Source organism: Bacteroides sp. 1001302B_160321_D4, assembly GCF_015667765.1.
In the GTDB taxonomy this organism is placed as follows: domain Bacteria; phylum Bacteroidota; class Bacteroidia; order Bacteroidales; family Bacteroidaceae; genus Bacteroides; species Bacteroides xylanisolvens.
Window position 1 is genome coordinate 1 of sequence record NZ_JADPLO010000012.1, and the last position, 20,287, is coordinate 20,287.

General features: G+C 40.1%; 13 protein-coding genes. 7 read left to right on the forward strand and 6 right to left on the reverse strand.

Annotated features, from left to right (window positions below; translation table 11 throughout):
- Nucleotides 1–523: 523 nt before the first annotated feature.
- The 7 genes from KFO40_RS25930 (at nt 524) to KFO40_RS06820 (ending at nt 8,542) form a co-directional block, all read left to right on the forward strand.
- Nucleotides 524–604, forward strand: coding sequence for a potassium-transporting ATPase subunit F (locus tag KFO40_RS25930; protein WP_073343870.1), 81 nt, complete (start codon nt 524–526; stop codon nt 602–604).
- 31 nt (nt 605–635) lie between these two features.
- A complete protein-coding gene (gene kdpA / locus KFO40_RS06795; RefSeq protein WP_134993292.1) occupies nt 636–2,342 on the forward strand; it encodes a potassium-transporting ATPase subunit KdpA in 1,707 nt (568 codons plus the stop codon).
- A gap of 18 nt (nt 2,343–2,360) precedes the next feature.
- On the forward strand, nt 2,361–4,394 hold the full coding sequence (kdpB, locus tag KFO40_RS06800) for a potassium-transporting ATPase subunit KdpB (RefSeq protein WP_120145327.1): 2,034 nt from the start codon (nt 2,361–2,363) through the stop codon (nt 4,392–4,394).
- Between the two features lie 16 nt (nt 4,395–4,410).
- Nucleotides 4,411–4,983 carry a K(+)-transporting ATPase subunit C gene (locus KFO40_RS06805; protein WP_004312961.1) on the forward strand — a complete coding sequence of 191 codons (573 nt, stop codon included), beginning with the start codon at nt 4,411–4,413 and terminating at the stop codon, nt 4,981–4,983.
- 121 nt (nt 4,984–5,104) lie between these two features.
- Nucleotides 5,105–5,869: a hypothetical protein gene (locus tag KFO40_RS06810; RefSeq protein ID WP_074705922.1), complete on the forward strand. Its 765-nt coding sequence runs from the start codon at nt 5,105–5,107 to the stop codon at nt 5,867–5,869.
- An 83-nt stretch (nt 5,870–5,952) separates the two neighbouring features.
- The gene (locus KFO40_RS06815; protein ID WP_008640697.1) at nt 5,953–7,083 is read left to right on the forward strand and encodes a sensor protein KdpD; all 1,131 of its coding nucleotides are present in this window, start codon (nt 5,953–5,955) and stop codon (nt 7,081–7,083) included.
- Between the two features lie 19 nt (nt 7,084–7,102).
- Complete coding sequence (locus tag KFO40_RS06820; protein ID WP_008640698.1) at nt 7,103–8,542, forward strand: ATP-binding protein; 1,440 nt, start codon at nt 7,103–7,105, stop codon at nt 8,540–8,542.
- Between the two features lie 79 nt (nt 8,543–8,621).
- On the opposite strand, the gene KFO40_RS06825 is transcribed toward KFO40_RS06820, so the two are convergent.
- From KFO40_RS06825 to KFO40_RS06850, 6 genes are all read right to left on the reverse strand, one after another.
- Nucleotides 8,622–10,949: a Gldg family protein gene (locus tag KFO40_RS06825; RefSeq protein ID WP_117684952.1), complete on the reverse strand. Its 2,328-nt coding sequence runs from the start codon at nt 10,947–10,949 to the stop codon at nt 8,622–8,624.
- Between the two features lie 12 nt (nt 10,950–10,961).
- Nucleotides 10,962–13,283, reverse strand: a complete 2,322-nt coding sequence (locus KFO40_RS06830) for a Gldg family protein (protein WP_117684954.1) — start codon at nt 13,281–13,283, stop codon at nt 10,962–10,964.
- A 1-nt stretch (nt 13,284) separates the two neighbouring features.
- Nucleotides 13,285–14,220, reverse strand: coding sequence for an ABC transporter ATP-binding protein (locus KFO40_RS06835; protein WP_143260040.1), 936 nt, complete (start codon nt 14,218–14,220; stop codon nt 13,285–13,287).
- 185 nt (nt 14,221–14,405) lie between these two features.
- Nucleotides 14,406–17,189: an outer membrane beta-barrel protein gene (locus KFO40_RS06840; RefSeq protein ID WP_004309030.1), complete on the reverse strand. Its 2,784-nt coding sequence runs from the start codon at nt 17,187–17,189 to the stop codon at nt 14,406–14,408.
- A 39-nt stretch (nt 17,190–17,228) separates the two neighbouring features.
- Nucleotides 17,229–17,648, reverse strand: a complete 420-nt coding sequence (locus tag KFO40_RS06845) for a carboxypeptidase-like regulatory domain-containing protein (RefSeq protein WP_004309031.1) — start codon at nt 17,646–17,648, stop codon at nt 17,229–17,231.
- Nucleotides 17,649–17,729: 81 nt separating this feature from the next.
- Nucleotides 17,730–20,273 carry a zinc-dependent metalloprotease gene (locus tag KFO40_RS06850; RefSeq protein ID WP_151935455.1) on the reverse strand — a complete coding sequence of 848 codons (2,544 nt, stop codon included), beginning with the start codon at nt 20,271–20,273 and terminating at the stop codon, nt 17,730–17,732.
- Nucleotides 20,274–20,287 lie beyond the last annotated feature (14 nt).

Sequence of the window (20,287 nt, forward strand, 5' to 3'; positions counted from 1 at the left end):
CATTCCGAACAGAGAAGTTAAGCCTCGTCACGCCGATGGTACTGCGTAACAGTGGGAGAGTAGGTAGCCGCCGTTTTTAGAGAAGCCCCTTGATTCAGCAACGAATCAAGGGGCTTTCTGTTTTGGGTACTTTGCAAAATTTCTGTTTTTTGATTTATCAATGGTACTTTGGTATACTTGTATTTCCTCTTTTACTACTCTTTTTTATTTTCACCTCTCTATTATATTGTTTTTCATAATAGCATAATCCATTTCAAAATGGTAGGGTGTTTTCCGTTTGTTATTCTTTTTAGTCCTTTTTATTGTTTTGAAAATCAACAACTTACTTACTTTTCTCTTTTTCTGGCATACCTTTAGCATTACTTATGGCAAATAATTAGGATTATTAATCATTTAAAAGGTAAAAACATGGGAATAACACTATCATTTATTTTCTGCTTGTTAAGCGGTTTCGCTTGTTTCTGGCTATTTTGGAAATGTGTAGACTGGTTTGAGAATATTTAAAGAAAAAGGAGAATTGATTATGTACACAGCATTATTCGTATTAGGTATTGCGATCTTCGGTTATTTGATGTACGTGCTCGTCAAACCCGAAAAGTTTTAAAGTAACACACACAGTTTAAGGTAAAAAGTATATGAATATAGAAATTTTAGGCGTGGTTGTTCAGATAGCCTTGATGGTGATTCTGGCTTATCCACTGGGAAAATACATTGCCAAGGTCTACAGAGGAGAAAAGACTTGGTCTGATTTTATGGCTCCTATCGAAAGAGTCATTTATAAAGTTTGTGGAATCGACCCCAATGAAGAAATGAACTGGAAACAATTCCTGAAAGCATTGTTGATTTTGAATGCTTTCTGGTTTTTCTGGGGAATGGTACTCTTGGTTTCACAAGGATGGTTGCCCTTAAATCCGGACGGCAACGGACCGCAAACTCCAGATCAGGCATTCAATACCTGTATCAGTTTTATGGTGAACTGTAACTTGCAGCACTATAGCGGTGAAAGCGGACTTACTTATTTTACTCAACTGTTCGTCATCATGCTTTTCCAGTTTATTACCGCAGCAACAGGTATGGCTGCTATGGCAGGTATTATGAAGAGTATTGCTGCAAAAACAACCAAAACAATTGGTAACTTCTGGCAATTTCTGGTAATAAGCTGTACACGTATTTTATTGCCTCTTTCTCTGATTGTAGGTTTTATCCTGATTCTCCAGGGAACCCCGATGGGATTTGATGGTAAGATGAAGGTAACTACGATGGAAGGCCAGGAACAAATGGTTTCTCAAGGTCCTACGGCTGCGATTGTTCCTATCAAACAATTGGGTACAAATGGTGGTGGTTATTTTGGTGTAAACTCTTCTCATCCGTTGGAGAATCCGACATATCTTACTAATATGGTAGAATGTTGGTCTATCCTGATTATCCCGATGGCGATGGTACTTGCACTGGGTTTCTATACTCGCAGAAAGAAGTTGGCTTACAGTATATTCGGAGTAATGCTTTTCGCTTTTCTGGTAGGCGTATGTATTAATGTCAGTCAGGAAATGGGCGGTAATCCACGCATTGATGAACTGGGAATTGCGCAGGATAATGGTGCGATGGAGGGTAAAGAGGTCCGTTTGGGAGCCGGAGCAACGGCATTATGGAGTATTGTAACTACTGTAACCTCTAATGGTTCTGTGAATGGTATGCATGATTCTACTATGCCGCTGTCCGGAATGATGGAGATGCTGAATATGCAGATTAACACTTGGTTTGGCGGTGTAGGTGTAGGATGGATGAATTACTATACATTTATTATCATTACAGTGTTTATCAGCGGTTTGATGGTAGGACGTACGCCGGAATTCCTCGGCAAGAAAGTGGAAGCCCGCGAAATGAAAATCGCTACGATTGTAGCTCTGCTTCATCCGTTTGTCATTTTGGTATTTACAGCACTCTCAAGTTATATTTATGTGCACCACCCTGATTTTGTGGAAAGTGAAGGTGGATGGTTGAACAACTTGGGATTCCACGGTTTAAGTGAGCAACTTTACGAGTACACTTCTTGTGCCGCCAATAACGGTTCCGGTTTTGAAGGTTTGGGAGATAATACTTATTTCTGGAATTATACGTGTGGTATTGTTCTGATTTTGAGCCGTTTTATTCCTATCATCGGGCAGGTTGCCATTGCCGGATTACTGGCACAGAAGAAATTCATTCCGGAAAGTGCCGGCACATTGAAGACCGATACTTTGACTTTCGGAGTCATGACATTTGTGGTTATCTTCATTATTGCTGCGCTGTCATTCTTCCCGGTACATGCATTGAGCACAATTGCTGAACATTTAAGTTTGTAATACTGAATTAGAGAAGATATGAAAGATAATAAATCAGCTTCTTTGTTTCCAAAGGAGCAAGTTATAGAAAGTTTGAAACAGTCATTCGTGAAACTGAACCCACGGATGATGATAAAGAACCCGATTATGTTTACAGTAGAAGTGGCTACAGTAGTTATGCTGCTCGTAACGCTTTACTCCATTGTAAATTCTTCACAAGGTTCGTTTGCTTACAACATTGCCGTGTTTATCATTCTGTTTGTAACCTTGTTGTTTGCCAATTTTGCCGAAGCTATTGCCGAAGCACGTGGTAAAGCACAGGCCGACAGCTTGCGTAAGACTCGTGAAGAGACACCGGCAAAGAAAGTGGAAGGTAATAAAATCGTTACCGTCAGTTCTTCACAGTTGAAGAAAGGAGATGTGTTTGTTTGTGAGGCCGGAGACGTAATTCCTTCCGATGGTGAGATTATTGAAGGCTTGGCTTCTATTGATGAAAGTGCTATCACTGGCGAGTCTGCTCCGGTTATTCGTGAGGCAGGTGGCGACAAGAGTTCCGTAACGGGTGGTACGAAGGTATTGTCCGATCATATAAAGGTACTGGTGACTACTCAACCGGGAGAAAGTTTTCTCGACAAGATGATTGCATTGGTGGAAGGTGCTTCCCGTCAGAAAACCCCGAACGAGATTGCGTTGACTATTCTGCTGGCAGGTTTTACGCTTGTTTTCGTCATAGTGTGTGTTACCTTGAAACCGTTTGCCGACTATAGTCATACGGTCATCACCATTGCTTCGCTTATTTCTTTGTTTGTGTGTCTGATTCCGACAACTATCGGTGGACTTCTCTCTGCCATCGGTATTGCCGGTATGGACCGCGCACTTCGTGCCAACGTGATTACTAAATCCGGTAAAGCGGTAGAGACTGCCGGTGATATTGATACGTTGTTGCTGGATAAAACGGGTACTATCACCATCGGTAACCGTAAAGCAACTCATTTCCATACGGCTCCGGGTGTCAATTTGCACGATTTTGTAGAGACTTGTCTGTTGTCTTCCTTGTCCGATGAAACGCCGGAAGGTAAGTCTATCGTAGAACTGGGACGCGAGTCGGGCATCCGTATGCGTAACCTAAATACAACGGGAGCACGAATGATTAAGTTTACGGCTGAAACCAAATGTTCGGGAGTAGACCTGGCAGATGGAACACAAATTCGTAAAGGTGCTTTCGACGCTATCCGTAAGATGGTGGAAGGAGAAGGAAATGAATTCCCAAAAGAAGTGGAAGAGATTATCTCTTCTATCTCCAGTAATGGTGGTACGCCGTTGGTAGTATGTGTAAACAAGAAAGTGACCGGTGTCATTGAGTTGCAGGATATTATCAAACCGGGTATTCAGGAACGTTTCGAACGTCTGCGTAAGATGGGAGTGAAGACGGTCATGGTGACAGGAGATAACCCGTTAACTGCAAAATATATTGCCGAAAAAGCCGGTGTGGATGATTTTATCGCTGAAGCTAAACCGGAAGATAAGATGGAATATATCAAGAAGGAACAGCAGGCTGGTAAATTGGTTGCAATGATGGGAGACGGAACGAACGATGCTCCTGCTCTGGCACAAGCCAATGTAGGTGTAGCCATGAATAGTGGTACACAGGCTGCGAAGGAAGCCGGTAATATGGTCGATCTGGATAACGATCCGACGAAACTGATCGAGATTGTGGAAATCGGTAAACAATTGCTGATGACACGCGGCACTCTGACCACTTTCTCTATCGCCAATGACGTAGCGAAGTATTTTGCGATCGTTCCGGCCTTGTTTATGATTGCTATTCCTGAACTGGCAGCTCTGAATATCATGCATCTGCATAGTCCTGAAAGCGCCATTCTTTCAGCGGTCATTTTTAATGCGATTATTATTCCGATTCTGATTCCGCTGGCTTTGCGTGGCGTGCAATACAAACCGATAGGTGCAAGTGCTTTACTTCGCCGTAATCTGTTGATCTATGGTTTGGGTGGTGTGATTGTTCCTTTTGTGGGAATCAAGTTGATAGATTTATTGGTAGGTTTATTCTTTTAATTAAAAAACAATAGCAATGAAAACTTTATTGAAGTCATTAAAAATAACACTTGCTTTTTGTGTCTTTTTCTCCGTGTTCTATATCCTTATCTTGTGGTTGTTTGCGCAGGTTGCAGGTCCTAATAAGGGAAATGCCGAGGTAGCTACGCTGGATGGAAAAGTAGTGGGGGCAGCCAATGTGGGTCAGATGTTTACAAAAGATATTTATTTCTGGGGACGCCCGTCTTCTGCCGGTGACGGATATGATGCTACGAGTTCTGCAGGTAGTAATAAAGGTCCTACGAATCAGGAATATCTGGATGAAGTGAAAGCGCGTATTGATACTTTCCTTGTACATCATCCTTATTTAGACCGTGCGGATGTGCCTGCCGAAATGGTTACAGCCAGTGCTTCGGGGCTGGATCCTGATATTACTCCCCAATGTGCATACGTACAAGTGAAGAGAGTGGCACAAGCACGCGGATTAACAGAAGAACAAGTAAGAGCGATTGTTGATAAAAGCATCGAAAAACCGTTCCTGGGATTGTTGGGAACAGAAAAGGTGAATGTGCTGAAATTGAATATAGCTCTTGAAGAAAGTAATAAGTAGATGAAGATCAGGAGCAGCGTTCCTGTCCGAATCGTTTGGGTGATACCAGCGGTTCAAATAAACAGGGGGGGATGGGGCGCTGCTTTTTTACAGGAACATAAAATAGAATTAGATAAGAAGTATGAAAAGTTTTTTTAGTAAAAAGAGTATTTTAGGAACAATGGCTGTAGCGGCCGTATGTATGTTGGGAACTGGCAATGCACAAGCACAAGAGTTTACTATACAAGGTGATTTGGTAAGTTCGTATGTATGGCGTGGTATTTATCAGGGGGGTGCCGCTTCTTTTCAACCGACTTTGGGATTTAGCGTAGGTAATTTCTCACTTACTGCATGGGGATCAACCAGTTTGAGTGAGAGTAATAAAGAAATTGACCTCACTGCAGCTTATAAGTTTGGTGAAGCAGGACCGACACTTTCAGTAGCCAGTCTTTGGTGGAACGGACAAGCTGATGTAGCCAATGGAGAACTAACAAATGATTATTTCCATTTTAAGAGTGGCGACACCGGACATCATTTTGAAGCAGGATTAGCTTATACGCTTCCTGTTGAAAAATTCCCGTTGTCTATTGCATGGTATACCATGTTTGCCGGTGCTGACAGGAAGATGACTGACAAGGGGGAAGAAAAACAGGCATATTCTTCTTACGTAGAATTGAATTATCCGTTCAGCGTAAAAGGGGTAGACTTGAATGCTACCTGTGGAGTGGTTCCTTATGAAACTCCGCAGTATAATGTGAATGGTTTTGCAGTGACGAACCTTGCTTTGAAAGCAACGAAAGCTATCAATTTTAATGATAAATTTTCATTGCCTATATTTGTGCAAGCTATATGGAATCCGCGTTTGGAGGATGCCCATCTAGTATTTGGCGTAACTTTAAGGCCATAAAATAAACTCATGAATTTTTGTGAACCCGTGGTGATCGTGATGATTGCTACGGGTTAGGATGTTTAAAATAACAGAGCAACATAATGGATGATAGAGAACAAAGTGTACAGCATTTTCTGGATCTGATAAAGAGATCTCAGCGAGGTAAGTTTAAGGTCTATATCGGTATGATAGCCGGTGTGGGAAAGTCATATCGTATGCTTCAGGAGGCACATGAACTGTTGGAAAATGGTGTGGACGTGAAAATCGGCTATATCGAGACTCATGGACGTGTCGGGACGGAAGGGATGCTACAAGGACTTCCTGTCATTCCGCGACGTAAAATCTTCTATAAGGGAAAGGAATTGGAAGAAATGGATTTAGATTCTATTATTCGCCTTCATCCCGAAATTGTGATAGTGGATGAATTGGCACATACCAATGTGGAAGGAAGTCTGAATGAGAAACGTTGGCAAGATGTAATGACATTGTTGGATGAAGGAATCAATGTGATTTCGGCAATCAATATTCAGCACATCGAAAGCGTGAATGAAGAAGTGCAGGAGATTACGGGGATTGAAGTGAAAGAACGGGTGCCCGACAGTGTGCTTCAGGAAGCGGATGAGGTGGTGAATATTGACTTGACGGCAGAAGAACTGATTGCCCGTTTGAAAGCGGGAAAGATCTATCGTCCGGAAAAGATTCAGACAGCATTGGATAATTTCTTTAGAACCGAGAATATTCTTCAATTGCGTGAGTTGGCTCTAAAGGAAGTGGCGTTGCGGGTAGAAAAAAAGGTGGAGAATGAAGTGATGATGGGAGTAGCCGTCGGACTTCGGCATGAGAAGTTTATGGCTTGTATCAGTAGTCACGAGAAAACACCCCGGCGAATTATCAGAAAGGCGGCAAAGTTGGCAACCCGGTATAATACAACTTTTATAGCTTTGTATGTTCAGACTCCGAGAGAGAGTATGGATCGAATTGATTTGGCCAGTCAACGGTATTTGTTGAATCATTTTAAACTGGTGGCGGAACTTGGGGGAGAAGTTGTCCAGGTGCAGTCGAAAGACATTTTGGGGAGCATCGTCAAGGTTTGTAAAGAGAAACAGATATCGACAGTGTGTATGGGAACTCCTAATTTGAGGCTGCCATACGCTATTTGTTCTATACTGGGATATAGAAAGTTTTTAAATAATTTGTCGCAAGCTAATGTAGATTTGATTATACTTGCATAATATTAATCGTATGAACGTTATGAATATTAAAACGAAACTGATTCTTGGCATTGGGATGTTGGCAGGAATGATTATTTTGTTGGTAACACTTTCAGTAGTGAATCTTCAAACTCTGACTGCGACAGAGCCTGATAGTCCTGCTGCTATGCCTGCCTTGGAACGTGCATTGCTATGGATCTCCATAACAGGGGGAATCTGTATCTTGACCGGACTGATATTGCTTTATTGGTTGCCTCGTTCTATCAGCAAGCCGATTAAGGAGCTGAAAGAAGGAATTCTTGAAATAGCCAATCATAACTATGAGAAGCGTCTCGACATGAGTGACAATGAAGAGTTCCGTGAAGTGGCTGACAGTTTCAACCGGATGGCGGAGCGTTTGACTGAATATCGTGCCAGTACTTTGTCGGATATTCTTTCTGCTAAAAAGTTTATAGAAGCTATTGTTAACAGTATTAACGACCCGATTATCGGTCTGAATACAGAACGTGAGGTTTTGTTTATCAATGATGAAGCCTTAAGTATTCTGAATATGAAACGGGAGAATGTGATTCGTAAATCGGCAGAGGAACTTTCTTTGAAGAATGACCTGCTCCGCCGACTAATTCGTGAGTTGGTGACGCCAAGCGATCAGAAAGAGGCTTTAAAAATTTATGCGGATAATAAGGAAAGTTATTTTAAGGTCTCTTATGTCCCGATTATTAATACGGAGGCTGAAAAAGGGGAACCTCACAAACTGGGTGATGTCATTTTACTTAAGAATATCACGGAATTCAAAGAACTGGATTCTGCCAAGACTACATTTATTTCAACGATCTCTCATGAATTGAAAACTCCGATTGCTGCTATTATGATGAGTCTACAACTGCTTGAGGATAAGCGTGTCGGTGCGCTGAATGATGAGCAGGAACAGCTTTCAAAGAGTATCAAGGAGAATAGCGAACGTTTGTTAAGTATCACCGGAGAATTGCTTAACATGACGCAGGTGGAAGCTGGTAAATTACAGTTGATGCCGAAGATCACCAAACCGATTGAATTGATTGAGTATGCGATCAAAGCTAATCAGGTGCAAGCGGATAAGTTTAATATTCAGATAGAAGTGGAGTATCCGGAGGAGAAAATCGGTAAACTGTTTGTCGACAGCGAGAAGATTGCTTGGGTATTGACGAATCTGTTAAGTAACGCTATTCGTTATTCAAAAGAAAACGGGCATGTGGTTATTGGTGCCAAACAGGATGAAAACTGGATTGAATTGTATGTCCAAGACTTTGGCAAAGGCATTGACCCGCGTTATCACAAAAGTATCTTCGACCGTTATTTCCGTGTACCCGGAACGAAAGTGCAAGGTAGTGGCTTGGGGTTATCTATTTCCAAGGATTTTGTGGAAGCTCATGGCGGTACGCTGACGGTAGAGAGCGAATTGGGTAAGGGGAGTCGGTTTGTGATGCGGTTGAAGGCATAGTTTTGAAGGAGTCTATGAAAGAATTAGACTTCCGACAGGCATGAAATCTGCTTGCCGGAAGTTTCTCTGTTCTCTCTTTTTATCGTTTTCTTCTCCTCCAGCATATCCAAATACCACACAGACCAATAATAAATGGGATGCCATAGCAATAGATAATTTTGATAGTAGATAGATCCATAGGAGTCAGGCTGATATCTTTGTCGAGATAAGGGGCTCTGGAAGAAGATACCGGAAATTTATTATAGCATAGCCAACGGAATGAACCGGGAATCATATTGAAGTTGAATGAATAGATACCCGGTCTTGAGCTTTTTTGTAGTTCGGCATTGCTGAAACAGTCTGCATCCCCCAACACAATGATCCGTTGTTTTTTATCTTTGGCTTTAATCTTGCGGGTTAACGCTATTGCCGTGGGATAGGCTCCTAACTTTTCACCTTGAAGAGAGTCTAATGAAAGGGAGTCATTCAAAAAATCTTTTGTTTGATACTCAATCCATGTCTGTTGGGCGTTGCTTTGCAATAAAACTATTGGATGGAATTTTGTTGTATCGACAACTTCCAGAGCAACAGCCGATGGCATGGTGACTGCACTATGCTTCTGCCTGTCAACCATACGTTTATAGAAGCCTCCTATACTGTCGGCGGCTATCTGGGTAGCTTTCGCGAGAACGAGGTCTCCGGGATTAACATCAGAAGGTTGTGCAATGATTCCCGGCAACAGTTTTAAACCGACTTTCCGGAGTAAAGGATTCATTACTTCCTGACGTCCGACGTCGCCCATAATCATCATATTACCTCCGCGTTCAAGAAAACGGTCTATGATTTCTTGTTCTTTGGAACTCATGGAAGAACGCATTTCAGCAATAAGTAATATATTGATATTACTTGGTATATCATTCATATCCTTTAGATTCAGTTCCACCAAATCAAAACCTTGATTAATCATGGAATAACGAAAGCGTCCATGTGTGGCGAAAAGTGAGTAATCCTGATCTCCCTTTTTAGTGGTGGAACGTTCCTGATGTCCTGTGATGGCGCCTACCTTCACAGGAGTAACAAGCATTTTCTTCAATGCTGCGGAGATTTCTGTTTCAGAAGGGTGATATTCCATATCGTCGAACAAACGAAGGCGGGCTTGTTCACCGGAGCCACGTTCAACAACCCGCACAAATCGATAATTTTCTTTAGCCAAGTCTATTTTTTCTTTCAGTTCTTCGGCGCTTTTAAGCTTTTTAGGATTGAAGTTCTTCTTCTTGGCAACTTCATAAGCTATCTCACGAATGTTTTTATTCGGATATTGGCGATAAAGGGTGCTGTCTTTCGGTGTAGAGTAATAGTAAACATACTCCATTTTTATCTCTGGTTTGAAACGTGTGTACATTTTGAAGCGTGCCATATCCTCTTTTTGCTCTCTTGGAGAAGCGACATCAAATTCTTTATCGAAAATATTGACGTAAGTTGTGATCGTCATAGGTCCGGACAATTGCTCCATTACTTTCTGGCTTTCTTCTGAAAGTGTACGTTGTTTGCTGCGGGTAGCATCATAAAAGCCCATCATTGCCGGACGGGAACTGACAAAGCCGATAACTATAATGGTACATACAGCTAAGGCATAGCGCATTGTTTTTGAAAAGAGTGAGCGACGTGTTTTTTCATTATTCAGTTTAATGACCGATAGCCAGAGGAATAATAAAATTACGGCAAGGAAATAGATAACGTCATCGCTACATATCAATCCTCCAACTATCTCACTGGCACGTCCTTTAATGGATAGCCAATAAGTAATTTCTCTAAAGAATATGGACTCCTGTCCAATTCCTCCCACATAATTGAGAAATGCTAATGCGGAAAGGGTGGCAACAGCTGCCACAACCTGGTAAGATGTGAGTGTGGTCATAAAGAGACCGATAGAACAATAGGTCAGTATCAACAGAAACATGGATAACAATCCCGCCAAGATAAGTGTAATATCGACATGCGGCACGGAGATAAACATTACGATTGTCGGTAGGGCAAGGATGATGACAAAGATTAGGGCAAATACCACCATTGAAACAAACTTGCCGGTAATGATTTGAACACTGCTTACCGGTGATGAATAAAGTAGTTTGATAGAGCCTGATGAATATTCACGACTCATCAAATTCATGGTTAATAAAGGAATATACAGATAAATGGTTTCTTGTATTACTTCATATATTCCTTTGAGACCAAGGACAAAACCGGCTGTGACGCTAAAAGTGATCGTGTTGCCCAATGCTTTTATTTTTACTATTTCCGTCAGGATATTCATAAAGTCGAATCCTACCTGGCATGTAAATGCGACCAGCAGCAACCATGCGACCGGTGAGTAAAAGAGTACCGCTAGTTCGGTACGGGCTATTCTAAGTATAAGTCTTAAGTTCATCTTTTTCTCTTATTAATTTCTTCTGCGGAAAAACCAGATGCCAACTCCTATAAGTAAGAGGATAGCTGGTATAATGATTATGAAAATAGTTTTCATTGTACCAATATCTTTCACTCCGATCGAAAGTTTATTGTCGGTACAATGGGGACGGCGTATGTCGATTGGAAATTCTCCTCCGGAAAGCCAGCGGAAGCTTTCGATAATCAGATTAAAGTTTCCTGATCTATATCCTTCGCGTGAAAGAGTCAGTTCGGTGTTGCTTATGCAATCCGCATCACCAGAGATGATAATACGCTGCTCTTTATCTTTCAGTTGGCGTGAAAGGGCATAGGCTGTGATATAGGTTTGTTCTTTCTCTCCTGCCGAAGCATTACATTCTACTGGTGATTCCTGTAAATCTGTTTGTTCTTTTTCAATCCATACACCTTTGGCATTTGTTTCAAGAATCGGAGTATATTGGAAGCCGTAATCGTTGTCGGAGCATGTAAGGGCTACACATCCGGGCATAGAGACACGTAAATCATATTTGGGAAAATCATCTTTGAATCCGAATGTAAGTTTTCCCGATTCACGGGTTGCCTTGGCTAGAATCAGATTAGGAGAGAAATCAGCGGAAGATTGTGCCAGTTGGTATTCTTCCATCTTGATACCGAGTTTGCTTAAAAAAGGATTCATAACTTCTTGTCTGCCTGTATCGGTGAGAATAAACAAATTACCTCCACGAGCCAGGTAAGTTTCCAGTTGATTTTTCCCTTTTTCAGTAAGCGGAGTTCTCATTTCTGCAAGAACCACAATATTGATTAGGGAAGGAATGGTGTCTCCGTGAGAAATATCGATCTCGCATACATCAAAGCCTTGATTGATTAAGGCGGCTCTAGAATATTTCTCAATGGAGAAGTTGCTATAATCGCGGTCACCGGATTTGGACACCTCACGTTCACCGTCTCCTTTGATAAAGGCAACAGTGGGAGGAGTTGAAATCATCTTTTTGATGGCTGCTGTAATTTCCGCTTCGGATGGCGTTGCATCCATATCTTCAAAATCACGGATGAAGGTACGTTTTCCATCTTGCGTTTCCATAATGCGAACAAATGTATTTTGTTCTTCACGCAGGTCGATGATTTGGCGGATTTCTGCCGGAGATTTGAATAAATGAGGATTCAAGTTATAAATCATGGTCATATAATCACGCATCTCATCTACTGTTTTGCCTTGAAACTTAGGATTATTTGCAACGCCGTTGGGGGCGAAATCATAATAATAGACATATTTCACTTGCAGGTCCGGTTTAGCGAGACAATAAGGTTCGAAGATTGTTTCATTCGCTTTCTTCATGATAGGGAGGTAGCGATATGATTTGTTATCAAGTAGGTTAACATAATTGGTAATAGTTACCGGTCCTGTCAATTTTGCTAATACGTGTTGGCTATTTTCGGTAAGTGAGTTTAGTTTAGTGCGTGTTGTATCCCATACCTTAATCATTCCCGGACGTGAAGTGAAATAGCCAATTGCCATTGCTGCGACAAAAAATCCCAGATAGCTGATTGCTTGCCGGAAACGACTGATAGTGCGCCGGTCGGATGTAAGTTTGAAAGTGGTAAATGTCAGGAAAAGGGTTACTACGACCACGAAATAAATCACATCTTCACTCCGAATTACTCCATTCAGCATATCGATTGTTCTTCCGTTTATTGACAGCCAATAAGTCAGTTCGCGTATAAAATCGTATTCCTGGCCGATCTTTCCTACAAAATTCAGTATAGCTAATATAATAAGAGTCCCAACTGCTGCTACTACTTGATAAGTCGTGAGTGAGGACATAAAGAGCCCGATAGCGCAATAGGCGCATATTAATAAATAGAGTCCTAGAAGGGCGACTAGTACAGGAGCCCAATCAAAAGAAGGGATTACCAAACTGCCATAAATAGCACTGGCTATCGGGACAAGCATCAGACAGCAACCAAATCCGATGGCTGCAAGATATTTACCTAATACGATCTGACCACTGGTGACTGGGGATGAATATGCCAGTTTGATTGAACCCGATGCCGTTTCGCGACTGATGAGTCCCATTGTCAACAATGGAATATAGATGTATATGTTTGATACGACGGAGGACAAAAAGCCGTAACTACCTAAGAAGCAGATACCGCTCAAAGATACTTCCTTGCCGCCTGACAGATCATAGTCGGTCACTATATTCTCCATCAATGACGTAAAACTTGCTGTTGTCAGGAATGAGAAAACAATCAATATGAACCATGCAATCGGCGAATAGAATAAAATAGCCAGATCGGTTCGGGCAATACGTATTATAATCTTTAAATCCGTCATGTTAAATATTATTTTTAAGTTTTCCCGATAGTTGTGCAAAGATTATGTCAAGAGAGCAGCGTTCCATCGTGATTTCTTTCAGCCGCCATCCGTTTTGTATGCTTAATGCTACTACTCGTTCAGTTATGTTGTCATCGTCATCAAAGCGTATCCGGAATGTACCGGGATAGAGTTCTTCTATATTCAACACATGTTCTATCTTTGCTAGTTCTTCTATAGAAGGGGGAAGGGCAAATGTAACGGTGAAACTACTTGGAACCACATAGTTATCAAAGTCTTTCATGCTACCTGAAAATACGACTTTACCATGTTCAATCATGCGAATATCATTGCAGGTAGCTTGCACTTCCGACAGGATATGAGTGGAGAGTAGGACAGAATGATCTTCAGCAATTTCTTTAATCAGATTGCGTATTTCGACAATTTGGTTAGGATCAAGCCCGTTTGTAGGTTCATCAAGTACTACGAATGGAGGATTATGTACAATAGCCTGTGCAATTCCTACTCTTTGTTGATACCCGCCTGAAAGATTCTTTATAAGTCGTTTGCTAAAATGGGCAATAGCGCAACGTTCTTTAGCTATTTCTACAGCTTCACGAATTTTTGATTTCTCCATTCTCCGCAGTGTGGCACAGTGTATGAGATATTCGTCGACAGTCAAGTCCGGATGGAGAGGTGGTTTTTGAGGTAAGAAACCAATATGTTTTTTTGCTTCAACCGGATTTTTTCGTAGATCGATGCCATTGATAAATACATCTCCTTCCGTTTGATTTAAAACTCCACAGATGATATTCATAGTGGTGGACTTACCTGCCCCATTAGACCCTAACAGACCTAATATTCCTGTTTTTTCAATAGAAAAATTGATATCGCGAATGGCCCAATCTACACTATAACGATGAGATAAGTGTTTAACTTCGACAATAGGATTACTCATACTTTTTATTTTAAATGATTAATAGATTTCTTATTCATATTACCATGTAACTCCTCTTGAAATATCCATCCGGTTCGATTTGATCTTTCTGAATTTCCAGGAGAAATTTATGGTAAAATACCGCCCGAAGTTTTCTCGGTCAATATAACTGGTATAGTTATCTTTCATTTGGATAGCTATGAAATTCACATTTTATCTGACATCGGCCTATATTCGCGTATGCTTCCATCGTTTGTAGTACCTTCGTAGTTCGATTTCACTTTACCAAACCGATAAGCAAAATTTATGGTGAAAAACCGTCCATAATAATTTGTCCACGTGTTTTGAATGTAGTTGGAATACATTTGGCTGTTGAAAGTCCGATGACTATTTAGTAGATCATATGCGGCAATACTAATGTCTCCTTTGCGATTTAACACTTTACAGCCTATGTTCAAGTTTAGGGTGTGATTGCGGTTAATCTCTTTATTGATTCCATAATCACGGCTGAAAATGAAATTATAATGACTACTTAGATAGAAGTATTTACATATTTGGCTTATATCAAATGTTGCTCCTGCCGTTTGATAGAATGTTTTACTTGTATAATTTTCAGTATTGATGCTATGTACATAATGAGTATTGGCACTGATTGTTATTTTTAATCTTTTAGTTAGATTACAGAGTAGAAAATGTTCGAGCGATGGATCATAGGTACGTGTTGTAGTCTTATTTTCTCCTATATAATATGGGTTATGTTCGTAGTTGAATCCGGTAGATAAGGCATATTTGGATTTTATACTACGTATAGGAGCCTGCCATATCAGTTTGCCTTTTATGTCCCAATATCCTTCTACGTTTTCAAAACTAATTAGAGAACTGTGTGCAGGTGCTGTGTATTGCAATCCCGATAGATAAGTTTCGGCATTGTAATAGGTTGTCTTTGCAACAGGAGAGTGTTGGCGGATAGAGGCATTGATAATAACACCTATGGTGTGGTTATGTTTTCCTAACATACGATTGCAATTGAAGAGGAACGAATGTAGATATGATTGTTTTAAGTTGGGATTTCCACTGCGCAGCATGTAAGGATTGCTGTTATCTATTTGTGGGCGTAACTGCACTATGTTTGGTGCAAAATTATGCAGTCTGTAAGCGGCACTCCATGACTTTGTTATATCTGTATGCACAAAAGATATTGCTACTGTTGGAGAGATGAATGTTTTACGGTAGTTGTCCATTTCTTTTTCTTTCCGCTTAAGTGTAGTTTCCTTCAGTCCGGCTGAAATGTCACAACTTGTTTTTTGAAAGGGAAAAAAGTGAAATGAAACTTCCTGTTTTTGTGTCAGGTTATTTATTTTATAACTATATGTATTGGCTTCGTCTGTTTGTGGATTTGTGGGGCTCAACATATTCCAGGCGAATTGGTGTTTCCATCCGTTTTCGTATTTAACGGAATAGTCAAAAGATATTTGGGTGTCATTTTCTGGATTCAGTATATATATTAATTGCGCATTGCCGTTCCACTCCGTATTGCGGAGTTTTGATGGAATAGTCAGATAAGTTTGTGTTGTCGAACTTTCTAATGTGTCTATCCGTAATGAATGATTTTTGCCTTTATTTATATCTACTGAACTTTCTAATGTATATCCGATTCTGTCGGTAATACTGTTGACATAACTGACATCTTCCTTCACATGAAAATTCTTGTTTAGATTATCGTAATGCATCAGGCTTTTCGATGTTTGAAGATTGTTTTCTTCATTATAGATGTAAAGCGATTGCCAATCTTTGTTGTTGTTATATGTTATAAGCTGGTTCCAACGGAATTCTCCCCATTTGTCATTTGAATTGGAGAAAGAAAATTCGGAATAGTGATTTTGTTTTCTGTCACTGTTGCTATTTTGTTCTTCATAAAGGCGCTGCTGATAATTGTTGCCAGGAAAATAATGTTGTTCGGATCGTGTATTTGTATTATCGCGATTATATCCGAAAGTGTAAAATGCTCTAAATGTACCGTATGTTCCATTTTCTGTGTCCCATGAGCGTTCCGTAGCCAGATCTGCATAAGTCGTTTCGTTGTAAGTACTACCAGGATCGGAAATGGAAAGAACATTTTTGATATTATTTGATTTTCGGTTGATATTATTGTGAAATACATTACTTGTGAGTAAAAATTTCTCGGAGAAAAAGTTAGTGGTGAGTCCGAGCCCTTTACGGAACTTTCCTCTGTCGTTCTTTGAGTCCATGTTGCTGCCTGTACTAGCCAATAGGTGTGCTTTCCATGAGCTGATGAGTTTGCTTTTGGTTTCTATGTTGAGCACTCTGGTGAGATCCCCTCTGTACATTAGTTTTTTTGTTTTCGTATTTTCATATTCATCATAAGCCTTGATTTTTAATACATCTGTTGCAGAAAGATTCTTTAGTGCTGCCATTGGGTCACTTCCGAATATTAGTCTGCCGTCTATATAAGTTTTGGTTACTTGTTTTCCCATGATTTTGACGGAATGGTCGTCAGTCTCTGTTCCGGGAAGTTGCTCGACTATATTCATAGCGACATCCCCTTCTTGTATGTTGACTGCCTTCGGGTTGAATATTAGCGTGTCGCCATTTTGGGTCACAATGGGGATTCTGCCCTTGATGGTGACTTCCTCCAGTTGGATGGATTCATCCAAAATTTCTATGTAAAGATTAGAATTCTTTCCAGCTATTATATTTAATTCTTTTTCAACTTTCCGACACCCTATTGCAGTGATAATGAGTTTTGCTTTTCCTGTTTTTATGGGTTTGAAACGGAATACTCCATTTATGCTTGTTGTTTTCAGTGTGTCTTTTGCATAGATCAAAAAGATATTGGCACCGTCTAATGAACCATTAGACCCATTTTCTTGTTTGTGTATAATAAATCCCGATAGCTCATTTGTTTTATCTTGAGCATTTATCGGTAAAGTAATGTATAACAATAAAAAAATAGAAATAAATTTTTTCATATTGCTGTTTTATAAAAAGTTTAGTGATAGTGTGTGGTTTTATTTGTCTAAGGCTTGTGAACTTTCTTTTAGGAAGAAGTTCACCACCCTACGGCCTCCAATTCTTTCTTGTTTTGTTTCATAACCCAGATAACTTGCTTGGAGAATTTTTTTGTCGGCCTTAGAAATGCCTATACTATATTCTCCATCAATATCAGTTATAGTACCATTAGTACTACCCACTTCGATAACGCTCGCGCCTATTAGTACCTCTTTTCCTCCTTCAGTATAAACAACCCCTGTGATTTTCTGACTGAAAAGGACCATTGGGGAGATCGGAGATTGAAGTTTTTTGTTTTTGAAAAACTCAGTACTTTTATTGTCTCTTGCCTTGATTATTGGAGAGGAGGGGGCTTCTTGTGCAAAAGAACACATCATTATAGTAAATATGAATACAATGAATAAAATAATCTGCTTCATAATATAATTTTTTTTTATTGTTATACATTTTACTATCACTAAACTTTTTATAAACATACACGTTGAATGGTAGAGGAAAGGCTAAATTACCCTGTCAATCATCGCTATCAAATAATCGCATTTTCCACGTTCAATATCATTACTAGCCAAAGAACGAGCTTGTATCAAATAGCGACGTGTACTTTTCAACTTATCATAGCAAATGGCTTCGATATCCGTACCGACATAGAAATTGACAGCAGTCATAGGTTCCATACCCGATTGCTCTTCTGTTGCAGATATAGAGGCAAAAGTTGTCAGCAACCCTAATGATTGTAACTTATGATTAGTTTGCTCGTTGAGAGCAATGGAAGTTATTCTTGTTGATACAGCCTTGTCAATAGCCTTTAATGTCGGACACATTCCTTTTAAAGAATTGATATATACAGACAGTTGTGCAATCATTGGAGCACTTAAAGGTTTCCCATTTAAAGTTTCTTTGAATAATTGTTTCTCTATATCATTCAAATATGCTTCTTGGGTATAAGGTCTAGTTGATTTCTCTACACTCAATCCCATACGCATCAAACGAAACATCAAAGACATCATTGGATACCCGTTATTGTAAATCCATGTTGACATATCAGGATTGACACCACCTAAACGCAAGAAATCCTTATTAGAGTCCAGCCAACTTAAATCATAGAAGGTACTGAATATCTTTTGTAAGACTTTCTTTTGCATATCTGCCGATACCGGTTGATATGAAGGAACATTGCTTTTTTCGTTGGCTTCATTGATATAAATACCTCCGATATAAGAAGATACAGGTGACAATGTTTTATTGATTAATTCAATAATCACAAAATCAGGAAATAGCTCCCGGTAATCATTGGGGATATTATCGTCGTGAAACCAGGCAGGACTATTTTTAACTACATATTTCACATGAGCGATTTGTGCATCTAAAGAGGCTATCGGATCATTACCTAAATCATAGTTTTGGCAACGCGGGTCTGTAGCATAAGCTGGTGAACGCTTTCCATAGAAATAGCGTGGATCTCCATCGTGTTCCATAGCCCATTTCTTCAACATGTCTGATTCATTTTCACTGGTGGCGGCATACAGATATTTGAGCGTAAATGCATCACATACACCCGGTTTGTCGACAATCAATACCACTCCTTTTTCTTTATCACCGGGCTGTGCCAGATAATTGTATAATACGTTGTCCATGACTGAAGCTGTGATACCATATTTTTGAGTAAATTCAGGAGAACGCAGTTCCTCAGGGGAGTATGCTGCAGAACCAGCCAAATTAGTTGCCAATCCCAAACTAAGACCAAATGCTTTTAGCATACGTGCTGTCAGATTCTCACAGATCACCTCATCGGCAATGTAATAAGTCCGGAAGCGCGGATCAATCTCTGCCATTTGGTATACTCCATTACGACGTACGCTGACGGCAAGGTCGCGTGGTACTCCTATCTTGGTACTTAAGATTTCTCCAGTGCGTAAGTCAGTGACATTGTATGCGGTAACTTCCGAGTTGTTGTTATTCAGGAAAGCAATCGTATTTATCATTGGGTTATTAGCACGGAAAGTTGAATCTTTCTCATATGGTTTTATTATGATTGGTTTTCCTATTCCTAAGTCTTCAAATATTATATTCCATTCATCTGCACTTTTTTGGATGGCTTTTACCCAGCTATCTTGAATCAGAGTGTCGATGTAGAAGACAACAGGTTGTTGTGTCGTTATATTACGGCGTGTTACATAGTATCCTTTCTTGAAACGTTTTTCATTACGATAGTCTGTGTATGATATATAACCTGTTCCTACACGTGGGTTGGCTTCGCGGGTGTTCATTTTTTCTTTCGACAGTAGGGCTAGTGTTGTTTGTACCGACATGGTTAATTCCGGTTGCTCTTTGGAGACGAATCCCATGATGCTGATGCTCAACTTTGCAGTACAGTTTTGAGTGATACTGATACAATTGTCGAATGCGTCTGCAGAGTCCACAAAAGATGTTTTACTTTGAGGGGAAGCACTTACAATTGTGAGCATACCTCCATAACTGCGTCCGCTAAGATTGAGTACATCTTTATTGGAACAAGAGAAATAGGAAGTGGCATTAAATACAACAGCCGTTGAATCGCTGGTGTATCCTTCAATTGGAAATGCTTTGTAAATAGCATTACTACGAGATAATGCAAAAGCCGCTTCTTGATTATCGTCCTGTTCGTTGAGGCGAACATTGTATTTCGGATCTCGGAATAATATTAATGAATCGGTTTTATCAATAATCAGATACCTACTTTGAGCAGCTTTTGTGCCTGCCAGCGAAATGTCACTTGCAGTAGTGATGGCAGAATTTACTAAAAAATCCCGTCCCATTAATTCAACCGGTAGTTCCAGATAAATCTTATCCTCGTACTGATGAACTGTGATTGTCCCTTTATTGACTGTATGTTTTTTCTTATCTTTGAAAAGCTTGTCGTAGACACTCCTTTTTTTCTTTTGAACACTGTCAATCTGTTGTTCGGTTTTTGCTTTTCCTTTTTTCTTTTTGGAGCGGGCATTGGCTTCATTTGTTGATCCGATAATCAACAAAATTGGCATTAACCATAAAAATAGTTTTTTCATCTTTTGTCCCTCCC

What these genes read in the sequence shown, in the direction of transcription:
- KFO40_RS25930 (WP_073343870.1), top strand. Translation starts at nt 524, where the DNA reads ATGTACACAGCATTATTCGTATTAGGTATTGCGATCTTCGGTTATTTG.
- kdpA (WP_134993292.1), top strand. Translation starts at nt 636, where the DNA reads ATGAATATAGAAATTTTAGGCGTGGTTGTTCAGATAGCCTTGATGGTG.
- kdpB (WP_120145327.1), top strand. Translation starts at nt 2,361, where the DNA reads ATGAAAGATAATAAATCAGCTTCTTTGTTTCCAAAGGAGCAAGTTATA.
- KFO40_RS06805 (WP_004312961.1), top strand. Translation starts at nt 4,411, where the DNA reads ATGAAAACTTTATTGAAGTCATTAAAAATAACACTTGCTTTTTGTGTC.
- KFO40_RS06810 (WP_074705922.1), top strand. Translation starts at nt 5,105, where the DNA reads ATGAAAAGTTTTTTTAGTAAAAAGAGTATTTTAGGAACAATGGCTGTA.
- KFO40_RS06815 (WP_008640697.1), top strand. Translation starts at nt 5,953, where the DNA reads ATGGATGATAGAGAACAAAGTGTACAGCATTTTCTGGATCTGATAAAG.
- KFO40_RS06820 (WP_008640698.1), top strand. Translation starts at nt 7,103, where the DNA reads ATGAATATTAAAACGAAACTGATTCTTGGCATTGGGATGTTGGCAGGA.
- KFO40_RS06825 (WP_117684952.1), bottom strand. Translation starts at nt 10,949, where the DNA reads ATGAACTTAAGACTTATACTTAGAATAGCCCGTACCGAACTAGCGGTA.
- KFO40_RS06830 (WP_117684954.1), bottom strand. Translation starts at nt 13,283, where the DNA reads ATGACGGATTTAAAGATTATAATACGTATTGCCCGAACCGATCTGGCT.
- KFO40_RS06835 (WP_143260040.1), bottom strand. Translation starts at nt 14,220, where the DNA reads ATGAGTAATCCTATTGTCGAAGTTAAACACTTATCTCATCGTTATAGT.
- KFO40_RS06840 (WP_004309030.1), bottom strand. Translation starts at nt 17,189, where the DNA reads ATGAAAAAATTTATTTCTATTTTTTTATTGTTATACATTACTTTACCG.
- KFO40_RS06845 (WP_004309031.1), bottom strand. Translation starts at nt 17,648, where the DNA reads ATGAAGCAGATTATTTTATTCATTGTATTCATATTTACTATAATGATG.
- KFO40_RS06850 (WP_151935455.1), bottom strand. Translation starts at nt 20,273, where the DNA reads ATGAAAAAACTATTTTTATGGTTAATGCCAATTTTGTTGATTATCGGA.